Source organism: Frigoribacterium sp. CFBP 8754, assembly GCF_014841815.1.
Classification (GTDB): Bacteria; Actinomycetota; Actinomycetes; order Actinomycetales; family Microbacteriaceae; genus Frigoribacterium; species Frigoribacterium endophyticum.
The window spans coordinates 287186-299157 of sequence record NZ_JACYUO010000003.1 but is presented as its reverse complement, the minus strand read 5'-3'; the positions used below and the strand labels follow the sequence as shown (position 1 = coordinate 299157).

Genomic DNA, 11972 nt, shown 5'->3' with positions numbered 1-11972 from the left:
CGTCGGGGCACCTGGTCGCGGGTGCCGGGGCCGGGCCGACTCAGCCCTCGGGCGAGCTGATCTCGACCGGCGTGAACTCGTCGGCCTCGAGGGGCACGAGCGCGACGGGGCTGCCGCCGCTCGGCGTGGTCACGGGGTCGGGGCCCGAGATCAGCAGGCCACGTCGGCCCACGTCGGCGACCAGCGCCTCGTCGGTCAGCTCGTCGCCGTGCCACGGCTCGTGCGAGACGAGCATCTGGCTCGAGGGGCCGAGCAGCAGCTGGAAGCGACGCTCCTCGCCGTCGACGTCGATGCCGGGCAGGTCGACCGAGTCGGACCGCCCGCGGAGGGCGAGGGCGCGCGCGTAGGCGACCACCGCCTCCGCGATGTCGTCGCCCGTGACCACGTGGCCCTCGACGTAGTGGAGGCGCTTCACGGCTGGGCCACGGCCTGGGGTGTCTGCATGCCCCTCACGCTACGCGCGGATGGTCGTGAGCCCCCGGCCGTCCGACGACGGCACACCCTGTTCGCATCGGGGACGACCAGCCTGCCTGGTCCGGTGCCGCCTCCCTAGGTTGAGGAGGCGCCGTCGCACGACGTCGCGCACGACACTGCGAGGCTGGCCGATCCTCGAGGAACGAGGAGACGTGAGCACCAGCACGACCACGACCACGAGCGACCCGGCCTCCGCCCCGCCCCCGGGCGCCGCCGAGCTCGCCGCCGGGCTCGACGAGGCCGCGAGCAGCTACGTCTCCGACCCCGAGACCCGGCCCGTGCGCATCCAGGGCTACCCGAAGCGCCGCCCCGCGCGCGACGCACGCCTCGCGGTGGTGCCGCCCCTCGGTCGGCGCCGGTCGGTCGCCGCCGGGCCCTCGTACGGCGACTTCTTCGCCGACGCCTCCCCCGCGGCCGCGGGCGGCTCCGTCGACGCCGGCGCCTGACGCCCGCCTGTGGGCGGGCACCCGCCCGGCCCGCCTCGCCGACCTACGCGCGCTGCAGCGTGTCGCGCGGGTACTCCCCGAAGCGCTTCACGTACGCCGCGCTGAACCGCCCGAGGTGCGCGAACGCCCAGCGGCGGGCCACCTCGGCCACCGTGACGCGGTCGGGCGACCCGGCCCGCAGCTCCTCGTGGACGCGCTCGAGGCGCACCCCCCGCAGGTACTCCGTGGGCGTGGTCTCGAGGTGGCGGCTGAACGACTGCTGCAGCCCCCGCGCCGTGAGGCCGGCGTGCTGGGCGACGTCGGCGGCCGTGATGGGCAGGTGGGCGTGGGCGTGCACGTACTCGACCGCGCTCCGCAGCGAGGCGTTCCGGGGCGCGAGCAGCGCCTCCGGCAGGCTCGTCGACGAGTGGCTGAAGGTGAGGAGCATCGCGACGGCGGCGAGCCGGGCCATCTCGGCGCGCATCATGGGCGCGATCTCGCCGCCGAGGTAGGTCTGGGCGATGAGCCGCACCGTGCTGTTCCAGGTGCGGAGCGCCGCGGGCGAGGGCGGCACGGAGTGGTCGAAGTGGAGCGAGCCGGGGGCCGCGCCCTCCCGCTCGGCGGCGACCTCGTGCAGCAGCACGTCGTCGACGTGCACGAGGTTCTGCTCGAAGTCGGCGTAGCGGAACGCGAACGGCCGCCCGTGCGGGAACACCACGGGCACGCCGACCTCGACGTGCACCTCGTCGCGCCCGAGGTCCATCACGGCACGGCCGCGGCTCAGCCACTGGACGATGTGCTCGCCGGGGGGCTCGATCGTACCGGTGATCTCGCCGGAGAACTTCGAGGTGCGGAGCGTCAGGTCGGGGTCGCCGGTGGCGGAGTGACGGTACGAGAAATCGAGCTCCGTCGCGCGCGCGACGAGCCCCGTGCCGTTGTAGCCCTGCTCGAAGACGGCGACGGCCTCGTCGAGGTCGGTGCCGGCCGCTTCGATGCGGACGCGATCGTCGCCCTCGTCACCCATCAGACACGAGTGAACAACGAGGGAGGCGCGGGTGACAACTCGGGGAGGGGGGCTTGACCGAGGGCGTCGCCCCGTGCATGCCGCACAGCCCGGTCGCAGCGAGCCCTCCGGTGGCGCCCGGCCCCCGGGCGTACGGTCAGCCCATGACCACTCTGGACGACATCGACCTGACCACCCTCCGCGGCGAGCACACGCGCTTCGGGGCCTTCACCGACAAGGTCGTGCTGGTCGTGAACGTCGCCTCCCGCTGCGGCCTGGCGCCGCAGTACGAGAAGCTCGAGCAGCTGCAGCGCACCTACGGCGAGCGCGGCTTCACGGTCGTGGGCTTCCCCAGCAACCAGTTCCTGCAGGAGCTCGGCTCGGCCGAGGCGATCGACGAGTACTGCTCGGCGACCTGGGGCGTGACCTTCCCGATGATGGAGAAGGTGCGCGTGAACGGCAAGGCGGAGCACCCGCTCTACACGGAGCTGAAGAAGACGCCCGACGCGGCGGGCAAGGCCGGCAAGGTGAAGTGGAACTTCGAGAAGTTCGTCGTCACCCCCGACGGGGCGGTGCACCGCTTCCGCCCGACCACCGAGCCCGACGACCCGGCGGTCGTCGCGGTGATCGAGGCGGCGCTGCCCGCTCCCGCCGGGGCGTAGGCCCGGGCCCGGCCGGTTCGGGCCCGCGCTCGGGCCCGCGCTCGGGCCCGGGCCCGGCCTCCGGTCAGGCGACCGCGGTGGCCACGACCGGGGGCACCGACGTCGCCCGGCGGGCGGGCACGGCCGACGACACGAGCGCCAGGGCCGCGGCGGCGACCACGAGGGCCACGACGAGCCCGACGGGCACCTGGGGCACCACGAGCTCGCCGGCCGCCGAGCCGAGCAGCGACTGCGCGCCCGCCCAGCCGTAGACGACGCCGAGCAGCAGCCCGAGCAGCACCGCGGCGACGGTCATCTGGGCGGCCTCGAGCAGCACCATCAGCCTCACCTGCCGGGCTGTGGCGCCGAGGGTGCGCAGCAGGCCGAGCTCGCGGCGACGCTGCAGCACGCTGAGCGACACGTCGTTGACGAGGCCGACGGCGGCGATGAGGGCCGAGAACCCGACGAGCGCCGTGACGACGAGGAGGGTCGTGCTGAACAGCGCGTCGAGCTCGGCGAAGTACTCCGGGTCGGCGGCCGTCATGCTCTCGATGACGGCGCGCAGCGTGCCGAGGGCGACCGCGAGGGTCGAGACGAGCGTGACGCCGATCACGATGCCGACCGTGGCCCGGGTGCTGCGCTCGGGGTGGCGCACGGCGTTCTCCGCCGCGAGCCGGGCCACGGCGCCGCTGCCGCCGAGCCGGCCGACGCCGCGCAGAGCGAGGGGCATCACGAGGTGCGCGCCGACGACGACCCCGGTGAACGACACGACGCCGCCGAGGAAGGCGACGACGACGCCGGTCGCGTCGGCGAGGCCGGTCACGACGCCGGCGGCGAGCAGCGCCCCGCCGACGACGACGAGGGCGGCGCTGACGACGGTCCGCAGCACGCGGCGCGGGGCCTCGTGGGCCGGCGACTCCTGCGCCGTGCCGATCGCCTGCAGCGGCGTGACCGCGAGCACCTTCCGCGAGCCCACCCAGGCCGCGGCGAGGGTGGTCGCGACGACCACGACGGCCGGGGCCAGGGCGGTGGCCGACACCACGGAGTACGGCAGGTCGGGCAGCGTGCCGCGGCCGACCAGCACGGCGACCGCGACGACGACGAGCACGCTGCCGAGCACGGCGCCGAGGGCGGCGCCGACGAGGCCGACGACGAGCCCCTCGCCCGCGACGGCCCGGCGCTGCTGGCGGGAGGAGGAGCCGAGGAGGCGCATCAGCGCGATCGTGGAGGTGCGGCCCGCGACGATGGTCGCGAAGGTGTTCGCGGTGACGACGGCGCCGACGTACAGGGCGATCCCGATCACCACGACGGCGACGACCCCGAGCATCTGGCCGACGGTGGCGCTGTCGCCGGCGACGGGGTCGGCGCGGAGGGCCTGGTCGAGCACCCGGGTCGCGCCGACGAGGGCGACGCCGAAGGTGGTGGCGAGGGTCGTGACGAGGATGCTCGGGCGGTGCTCGGCCAGGAGCTCGCGGGCGCTCACGCGGCGGCCTCGAGCTCGAGCATGACGGCGGAGACCTCGGCGGGCGTGCTGCGGCCGACCTCGTTCACGACGCGGCCGTCGGCGAGGAAGACGACGCGGTCGGCGTAGCTGGCGGCCACCGGGTCGTGGGTGACCATCGCGATGCTCTGGCCGTGCTCGCGCGACGCCGCGGCGAGCACCTCGAGCACGGCGCGCCCGGTGCGCGAGTCGAGGTTGCCGGTCGGCTCGTCGGCGAAGACCAGGTCGGGCCGCGTGGCGAGGGCGCGCACGATGGCGACGCGCTGCTGCTGTCCGCCCGAGAGCTGGTGGGGCCGGTGGCCGAGGCGCGGGCCGAGACCGAGGGTCTCGACGAGGCGGTCGATCCAGGCGCGCTCGTCGGCGTCGGGGCGCCGCCCGTCGAGGCGGAACGGCAGCTCGACGTTGCCGGTCACGTCGAGGGTCGGCACGAGGTTGAACGCCTGGAAGACGAAGCCGACGCGGCGGCGACGCAGCAGGGTGAGGGCCGTGTCGTCGAGGTGCGTGATGTCGGTGTCGCCGAGCAGCACCTGCCCCGAGGTGGCGGTGTCGAGGCCGGCGGCGAGGTGCATGAGGGTCGACTTGCCCGACCCGCTCGGCCCCATCACGGCGGTGAACTCGCCGGCGCGGAGCTCGAGCGACACGCCTCGCAGCGCCTCGACGCGGCCGTCGCCCCGGCCGTAGGTCTTCGAGACGTCGGCGAGCCGGGCGACCGGCGCCGCGCCTCCGGCGGGGGCGGACGGAGCGGAGGAGTCGCGGGCCGGCTGTGCGGGGCGGGCGGCGGTGGGGTGCGTCACGAGGGGGCCTTCCGGGGAGGAGGTGGGAGGGGAGTCGGGGGGGCGAGGGGGTGCGGGGCGGGTCAGCCGCGGAGCGTGCCCGAGCCGTCGTCGCCGGGGACGGGCTCGGCGGTGGTCCAGCCGAGCCAGCGGTCGCCGACCTGCGCGGTGACGCGGCCGTCGCCGCAGCTGACGAGGCCCGTCGCGGGCAGGTCGTCGGGCAGCACCTCGGGCTCGAGGGCGGGGCCGCCGAGGTCGCCGTCGACGGGCTCGCAGGCCGTGAGGTCGACGCCGTCGGCGCTGGTGAAGCTGATCTCGTAGCCCGGCTGCGAGGTGTGCAGGCGGACGTCGATGTCGCGGGCGTCCGAGGGCACCCACTCGGGCAGGAACCAGGCCACATCGTCGGAGTTCGACGGGCGGGGCGCCTCCCCGGCGGTGTCGAAGTGACGCTCCTGGACCGGGGCGGAGCCGACGGCGGCGAGCGCCGCGTCGGTGATCGCGGAGCAGCCGGTGAGGGCGACCACGGAGACGGCGGCGGAGGCGACGAGCGCGAGGCGGGCGGCGCGGCGGGCGGGGCGGACGGGGCGAGCGGCGGGGCCGGGGGCGGAGGTCTTCTGCATGGGATCCATCGTCGCCGCGGGGCGGGGGCGGCCGACATGACGGCACCACCCGGAGCGGGACGGGGGTTGTCCCCCCTGCCGACGCCGCGACTCCCCGGGGTCCGCTGCGTGCCCTCGGTGACCCTCCCGGGGCCCGCGCTGCCGGGCCGCCCAGTAGTGGGGGTATCTCGACGGTCGAGATTCACGGAACATGAGAGGCACGGAGAGGCCACGGACGGCGTCCCCACCCCGACCGGGCGCCGACAGGCCGCCCCCAGACCGGAGCACCATGACGATGACCACGGCCACGGACGGCCAGACCTCGACCACCCTCCCGGCTCCCGACGCCGCCTCGCCCGCCGACGAGACGGAGCTCGGGCGCGACGCCGAGCTCGACCCCGAGCTCGACCCCGAGCTCGACGAGGACCCGCTCGCGGCCCTCGACCGGCCGCCGTTCTCCGAGGTCGACGCGGAGCTCGACCTCGACCGCCTGCTGAACTCGTTCCGGCTGCTGATGCTGCACCACTCGCGGGTGCTGAGCCACCAGGGCGGTCAGCACGGGCTCGGGCTCACCGACCTGCGGTTCCTGTTCTACGTGTCGGCCGCGGGCGACGCGGTGACGCCGAAGCGCGCCGCGGAGTACCTCGAGCTCTCGAGCGGCGCCATGACGAACCTGGTCGACCGGCTGATCGACAGCGGGCACCTCGACCGTCGCCCGAACCCGGGCGACCGTCGCAGCGTGATCGTCAGCCTCACCGAGGAGGGCCGCGCGGCCGCGATCGAGATCGCCGGCGTCTACCGCCGCTCGTTCAGCGAGGTCTTCAGCGCGCCGCAGTACCGCGGCATGGCGGACGCCTTCCTCGACTTCGGTGCGGCGCTGGACCGCAACGGGGCGCTGCCCTCCGAGTAGTCGCGTCGCGCGTCCCCGCCGCGCCGCGTCCCCGCCGCGCCGCGTCCCCGCCGCGCCGCGCGCCGGCCAGCACGAGACGGTCCAGGAACGTCGATCCACTCCGGAGTGGAGGACGACCCCCGGTGGAGGATGAGCGGGTGCCTGCTCCTCCACTCCACAGTGGAGAACGACGCCGACGGAGGACGCCCGCGTTCCCGCTCCTCCACCCCAGAGTGGAGCACGGCCCTCGGGGCGAACAGCGCCCGGACTCCCGCTCCTCCACCCCAGAGTGGAGCACGGCCCTCGGGGCGAGCAGCGACCAGACTCCCGCTCCTCCACCCCAGAGTGGAGCACGGCCCTCGGGGCGAACAGCGACCAGACTCCCGCTCCTCCACCCCAGAGTGGAGCACGGCCCTCGGGGCGAACAGCGCCCGCGGTCCCGCTCCTCCACTCCAGAGTGGAGGACGACTTCGGGGAGACGTCTTCTCAACCCCCGCTGCTCCACTCCAGAGTGGATCGACGTTTCTCGACCACGACGTCCTGGCCGGCCACCGCAGCAGCGAGCCAGCCGCACCGCGCCGGGCGACGACGTCGAGGTGACCCTTCCTGGGGCCTCCGTGCGGAGGAGGGCCCAGGAAGGGTCACCTCGATGTGCGGCGCGGCGCGGCGCGGCGCCGGGCGCCGGGCGCCGGCGCCCGGCGCTCAGGCGAGCAGGTCGTTCGCGAGGTAGCCCGCGTAGCCGCCGCGCGTGCGGCCGACGCGACGCCCCGAGGTCAGCACCTCGCCCGCCTCCGACGCCAGCAGGGTCGCCCCCGCCGCGCGCAGCCGCCCGACGAGCGTCACGTCCTCGTGCAGGTCGAGGTCGCCGAAGCCCCCCGCCTCCGCGTAGCGCGACGCCCGCACCCCGAGGTTCGCCCCGTGCACGTGCCCGTTCGGCCGCCCGGGCGTGTGGCGGGCCGTCCAGGCGGCGACCTGCTCCCGGCTGAGGTCGGCGAAGTCGGGCCGGACGGTGCCGACCACGACGTCCGCCCCGGCGTCGGCCTCGTCGAGCTGCGACGTCAGCCAGGCCGGCGGCACCTGCGAGTCGGCGTCCGTGTTGGCGATCCACACGCGGTCCGCGGTGGTCGCGGGCCCGTCGTCCGGCCCGCCCCGGCACTCGCCCCGGCGCAGCTCCACGAGCGCCCACTCGACGCCGGTCGACCGCGCGAGCCCGACGTTGTGGACGCTGGTCTCGAGCACGGTGACTCCCGGCACGGCCCTTGCGAGCCGCACGGTGTCGTCCGTGCAGCCGTCGGCCACGACGACGACGACGACGACGACCCTCGCCTCCGGGCGCTCCTCGACCAGGTGACGCCGCGCCTCGGCGACGGAGGCGAGGCAGCGCTCGATCAGCTCCTGCTCGTCGCGGGCCGGCACGACGACGGCGACCCCGACGACCGGGGCCGGCGAGGAGTCGCGGGCCGGCTCCACGACGGAGGCCCGGTCGCGCGCGTCGTCGGCGGGCACGGCGCAGGGCGCGGGCGCGCTCACCGGAGGCCCGTCCGCTCGGCGACGGACCGGCCGTCGAGCGAGAACACGTCGAGCAGGAAGTCGGCCTCGACGTGCTGCACCACGCGGCGCAGCCCGGCGCGCTCGGCCCAGTCGGCCAGCACGGCGTGCACCTCGTCGCCGCCCTGGGCGAAGTCGTCGGCCCCGTGCCGCCAGTGGCAGGCCACGAGCGTTCCGGTCGCCATCAGCGCGGCGGCGACGCCGTCGAGCAGGGCGGTCAGCGCACCGGGCTCGAGGTAGTAGCCGACCTCGCCGAGCACGACGAGGTCCCAGCGCCCCTCGGGCAGCCCCTCGGAGGCGTCGGCCCGCTCCACCCGCACGTGCGGCTGGTCGGCGAGCCGCTCGCGGGCACGCTGCACGGCCACCGGCGAGACGTCGAGCGCGAGCACCCGGTCGGCCCGGGCGGCGAGCTCGCTCGTCACGACGCCGATCGAGCAGCCGACCTCGAGCACCGCGCCGTACCGCTCGTCGGGCAGGGCCCCGAGCACCAGGGCGCGCTTGCGCCGCTCGTACCACCGCGTCGTGACGCCCCACGGGTCGTCGCGGGCGGCGTGCGTCCCGTCGAAGCGCGAGGCGTCGTCGGCGGGGGCGTCACCGGCGACGGGCACGTCGACGGGGACGTCCGCGGGCACGGAGCGCACGAACACGTCGCGCCCGGCGGCGAAGTGGGCGAGGAACTCCGGCCGCAGCACCGCCTCGTCGCCCGGGCGCGCGGAGAGCGGCCTGACCTGGCTGACGTAGCGGGCGAGGGCGTGCTGGCGCGCGACCCGCGCCTCCTCGTCCACCGTCAGCTGGACCAGCTGCGCCCACGGGACGTCGGGGTGGTCGGGCGAGCCCCAGTGCCACATCCAGACCGGGTACTCGAGCAGCTCGGGCGCCGGGTGCGCTCCGGCGACGACCTCGGCCGCCACCTCGCCGAGCACGCGGTGGTCGCGGTGCCCGTCGCCGCGCCAGGTCGACACGACCGCGGAGGGAGCGAGCTCGTCGACGAGGTCGACGAGCCGGTCGCGCACGGCCTCGCGGTGCTCCCGCACGGCCCCGTCGGGCACGCCGAGCATCACGAGCCGGACCCCGGGGCCGAGCTCGTCGAGGGCCGCCCTGGCCTCGCGGCGCCGGACCTCGCCGAGCTCGGCGCTCGTCGTCGTCTCCGACGCCGGGTGCGAGGCGGTGCCGTCCGTGACGACGACGACCGTGACGGGCTGCCCCCGCCGGGCGGCGGCGGCGATCAGCGAGCCGGCGCCGAGCGTCTCGTCGTCGGCGTGGGCCGCGAGCACGAGCAGGGAGCCGGGGAGGCGCGGTGCAGCCGGCAGCGCCGCCAGGCGCGGGTCGGCCTCCCACGTCGCGACGGAGGTGCCGGGCTCGCGGGCGTCGAAGCTCACCACGGGTCCACCCCCTCCCCGGCGGCGTCGACCCCGTCGGCGGCGGGCTCGACGGGCTCGGCCACGCGGTCGAGCGCCCGCTCGCGGACGGCGCCGCCGAGCGACGCCTCGTCCTTCTCCGCGTGGTGCTGGCGCAGGTACAGCTCGAGGTCGGCGACGCGGGCGGCGTGCGCCGCGTCGAGCGCCAGGGGCGCGGGCCCGAGGGCCCTGCCGACGGCGGTGAGCACGTCGTCGGCGGCGCGGGCCACCGTGCCCCGCACCCGCTTGGCGAGGAGGCGCCCCTCGCGACCGGTGGCCTCGCCCGCGTCGACGAGGTCGGCGGCCTCGGCGAGCGCACGCCGCGCGTCGCCGAGGCGCTCGTCGACCACCCCGAGGGCGCGGAGCCGCCAGGGGTCGGGCTCGCGGCCGACCGTCGCGGCGTGGAGGGTGCGGGCGACGCCGACCGCTCCGCCGTACCAGCAGGCGGCGACGCCGATGCCGCCCCACTCGAAGCCCGGGCGGCGCAGGTACCAGCCGGGCTCGCCGACCGGGCTCGCCGCGACGTCGTCGAAACGGACGGGGCCCGAGGGGATGTCGACCAGGCCGCGGGCGTGCCACGTGCCCGGGACGACCTCGACGCCGGGCTGGTGCAGGTCGACCGCGAAGAGACGGCGCTCGTCGCCCGCCCAGGCGGTGACGAGGGCCGCGTCGAGCTGGCCGGCGAGGGAGCACCACGGCTTGACGCCGGTGAGCGTCCAGCGCTCGGGGGCGGCGGTCGCGGCGCCGTCGGCAGCGGGGGCGGCGGGGTCGTCGGGGTCGACAGCGATGGTCGGGGCCCGCGTGGCGTCGAGCCGCACCCCCGGGCCCTCGGCGGCGAAGACGCCCCAGACCGGCCCGGCCGCGGAGGCCCGGCCACCCGAGCCAGCAGCGCCCGCAGCGCCCGCGACGGCCGGCGCCACCTGCCCGGCCTCCCGCGCCTGCTCGAGGACGGCCACCGCGTCGAGGTGCGGCTCGACGGCCCGCGCCGCGGAGAGGTCGTGGGCGGCGAGCGTGGCCAGCGCGCGCCAGAGGTCCGCGGTGTGGCCGGTGCCGGGGGCGGGCACCGCGCCTCCCCGCCGCCCGGGGCCGGTCAGGCTCGCGGCGAGGCCCAGGGCCTCGGCGACGGAGGCCGGCAGGTGAGCACGGACGAAGGAGGTCGTCGACCCTGGCGGGACGGCGCGCGACAAGTGCATGCTCCGACCGTACGGGGCGTGCACGGCCTGCACCCAGCGTTGTCCCCCACAGAGGGCACGGCGGCGTGTGCGCTCCCGGCCGCCCGAGCGGCCGGGCCCGCCGTCAGAACGAGGTGATGCCGTGCAGCGGCCGGTCGGGCGCGAGCATCGCCCGGAGCGACTGCACCGCGCCCGCGCGGCGCTCGCGGACGAGACCGGCCCCGGCGAGCGTCACGGGGTCGACGCCGCCGAGCCAGAGCGAGCCCAGCGTGGCGACGTCGAGGTCGAGGTCGGCCCGGCGGACGCCCGCGCGCTTGACGGTCGCCGAGCCGCCCTCGCTCGTGACCCGGAAGGTGCCGGCCGCGTGCCCCAGGGCGTCGGCGACCGCGAGCGTGACGACCCCGTCGGCCGACCACGGCCGCGCCTGCAGCGCCGCCACGGGGTCGAGCACGCGCAGCCAGACGTGGTCCTCGTCGTGGGTGATGCGCATCGCGCGGGGGTCGACCAGCGCGTGCAGCAGCGGGTCGGCCTGGGGAGCCTGCTCGTAGCGGACGGTGTCGACGAGGTCGACCTCGAGCAGCAGCTGCCAGAGGCCGAGGTACGCGTCGTCGCTCGCCGCCACGAGGTCGGTGACGATCAGCACGGTCGTCGCGCCCTCGTCGAGCTTGTAGGTGACGTAGCCGTCGACCGCGCCCGCGGGGTCACGGTGCACCGCGGCGCGGATCGCGGGGTCGGAGACGCCGCCCGGCCGGCCGCCGTGCAGCCGGTGCGACCAGACGCCCTCGTGCCGGTCGATCGACCCCGGGCTGCGGCGGTGGAACCGGGCGAAGACCTCGCGGGCCGTCGCCTCGAACGCCTCGTCGCGGGCGACCAGGTCGACGCTGCCCGCGGGCTCGGAGAGCAGGCCGGAGGCGCGGCGCCGGTCGACCTCGACCTTGCGTTCGCGGGTGGCCGGCCCGAACCCGAACCGTCGGTAGATCACGCCCTCGCTGGCGGTCAGCGCGGCCACCGCGAGGCCCGCGCCCTTCGCGGCGGCGAGGTCGTCGGTCATCAACCTGCGGAGGATGCCCCGACGGCGGTAGGTCGGCTGCACGGTCACGCCCGAGACGAGGTGCGCGTCGAGGAGGCGCCCGCCGCCGACGTTGATCGAGCGGGTGAGGCTGACGAAGGTGCCCACGGGCACTCCGGACGCGGCGAGGGAGCCCTCCCGCGCCTCCTTCGCGTAGACGCCCGTGTAGAGCCGGCCGTCGACGACGCCGCGCTGCGTCTCGCGGCCGATCGTGCCGGCGTCGGGCTCAGCGTTGTGGAAGCCGAGGGTGACCGCCCGCGTCCAGGCCGTCGAGTCGGCGTCGGCGCGCGGGTCGGCGGGCGCGGCGCCGTCGCCCGCGGCGTCGCCGGCGGCACCGTCAGCGTCGTCGCCCGCATCGGCGACCGGGGTCGGCTCGAGCGCGGCGGGGAAGGAACGGATGTCGAAGTCGTCGTCGAAGGGAGCCACGACGGCCAGCGTAGGGCGCGCCGCCGACGCTGTCGTCGGCCGGAGGGAGGAGCCG

At 76.6% G+C, this 11972-nt stretch carries 12 protein-coding genes; 3 read left to right on the top strand and 9 right to left on the bottom strand.

The window, feature by feature from the left end; genetic code table 11:
• Positions 1 to 40 precede the first annotated feature (40 nt).
• Positions 41 to 415: a hypothetical protein gene (locus tag IFT72_RS11900; protein ID WP_056058571.1), complete on the bottom strand. Its 375-nt coding sequence runs from the start codon at positions 413 to 415 to the stop codon at positions 41 to 43.
• Between the two features lie 211 nt (positions 416 to 626).
• On the opposite strand from IFT72_RS11900, the gene IFT72_RS11895 reads away from it, so the two are divergent.
• On the top strand, positions 627 to 920 hold the full coding sequence (locus IFT72_RS11895) for a hypothetical protein (protein ID WP_192046551.1): 294 nt from the start codon (positions 627 to 629) through the stop codon (positions 918 to 920).
• A 43-nt stretch (positions 921 to 963) separates the two neighbouring features.
• Here IFT72_RS11895 and IFT72_RS11890 read toward each other — a convergent pair whose 3' ends face one another.
• Positions 964 to 1923: a helix-turn-helix transcriptional regulator gene (locus IFT72_RS11890; RefSeq protein WP_192046550.1), complete on the bottom strand. Its 960-nt coding sequence runs from the start codon at positions 1921 to 1923 to the stop codon at positions 964 to 966.
• A gap of 143 nt (positions 1924 to 2066) precedes the next feature.
• Here IFT72_RS11890 and IFT72_RS11885 point away from each other — a divergent pair, with 143 nt between their 5' ends.
• On the top strand, positions 2067 to 2564 hold the full coding sequence (locus IFT72_RS11885) for a glutathione peroxidase (protein ID WP_185230912.1): 498 nt from the start codon (positions 2067 to 2069) through the stop codon (positions 2562 to 2564).
• A gap of 64 nt (positions 2565 to 2628) precedes the next feature.
• Here IFT72_RS11885 and IFT72_RS11880 read toward each other — a convergent pair whose 3' ends face one another.
• From IFT72_RS11880 to IFT72_RS11870, 3 genes are all read right to left on the bottom strand, one after another.
• Positions 2629 to 4026, bottom strand: a complete 1398-nt coding sequence (locus IFT72_RS11880; RefSeq protein ID WP_056058560.1) for an ABC transporter permease — start codon at positions 4024 to 4026, stop codon at positions 2629 to 2631.
• A complete protein-coding gene (locus tag IFT72_RS11875; protein ID WP_244634502.1) occupies positions 4023 to 4694 on the bottom strand; it encodes an ABC transporter ATP-binding protein in 672 nt (223 codons plus the stop codon). The genes IFT72_RS11880 and IFT72_RS11875 overlap by 4 nt, the downstream gene beginning before the upstream one ends.
• Positions 4695 to 4900: 206 nt before the next feature.
• The gene (locus tag IFT72_RS11870) at positions 4901 to 5437 is read right to left on the bottom strand and encodes a hypothetical protein (RefSeq protein ID WP_192046548.1); all 537 of its coding nucleotides are present in this window, start codon (positions 5435 to 5437) and stop codon (positions 4901 to 4903) included.
• Positions 5438 to 5705: 268 nt separating this feature from the next.
• Here IFT72_RS11870 and IFT72_RS11865 point away from each other — a divergent pair, with 268 nt between their 5' ends.
• Positions 5706 to 6326 carry a MarR family winged helix-turn-helix transcriptional regulator gene (locus tag IFT72_RS11865; protein ID WP_206758288.1) on the top strand — a complete coding sequence of 207 codons (621 nt, stop codon included), beginning with the start codon at positions 5706 to 5708 and terminating at the stop codon, positions 6324 to 6326.
• A 681-nt stretch (positions 6327 to 7007) separates the two neighbouring features.
• Here the strand turns inward: IFT72_RS11865 and IFT72_RS11860 are convergent.
• The 4 genes from IFT72_RS11860 to IFT72_RS11850 form a co-directional block, all read right to left on the bottom strand.
• Entirely contained in the window at positions 7008 to 7835 is an 828-nt protein-coding gene (locus IFT72_RS11860; protein ID WP_371741280.1) for a glycosyltransferase family 2 protein, read from the bottom strand.
• Positions 7832 to 9235, bottom strand: a complete 1404-nt coding sequence (locus IFT72_RS16115; protein ID WP_371741279.1) for a PIG-L family deacetylase — start codon at positions 9233 to 9235, stop codon at positions 7832 to 7834. The genes IFT72_RS11860 and IFT72_RS16115 overlap by 4 nt, the downstream gene beginning before the upstream one ends.
• The gene (locus tag IFT72_RS16110; RefSeq protein ID WP_244634427.1) at positions 9229 to 10443 is read right to left on the bottom strand and encodes an acyl-CoA dehydrogenase; all 1215 of its coding nucleotides are present in this window, start codon (positions 10441 to 10443) and stop codon (positions 9229 to 9231) included. The genes IFT72_RS16115 and IFT72_RS16110 overlap by 7 nt, the downstream gene beginning before the upstream one ends.
• 103 nt (positions 10444 to 10546) lie before the next feature.
• Positions 10547 to 11917: a GNAT family N-acetyltransferase gene (locus tag IFT72_RS11850; protein ID WP_056058547.1), complete on the bottom strand. Its 1371-nt coding sequence runs from the start codon at positions 11915 to 11917 to the stop codon at positions 10547 to 10549.
• Positions 11918 to 11972 lie beyond the last annotated feature (55 nt).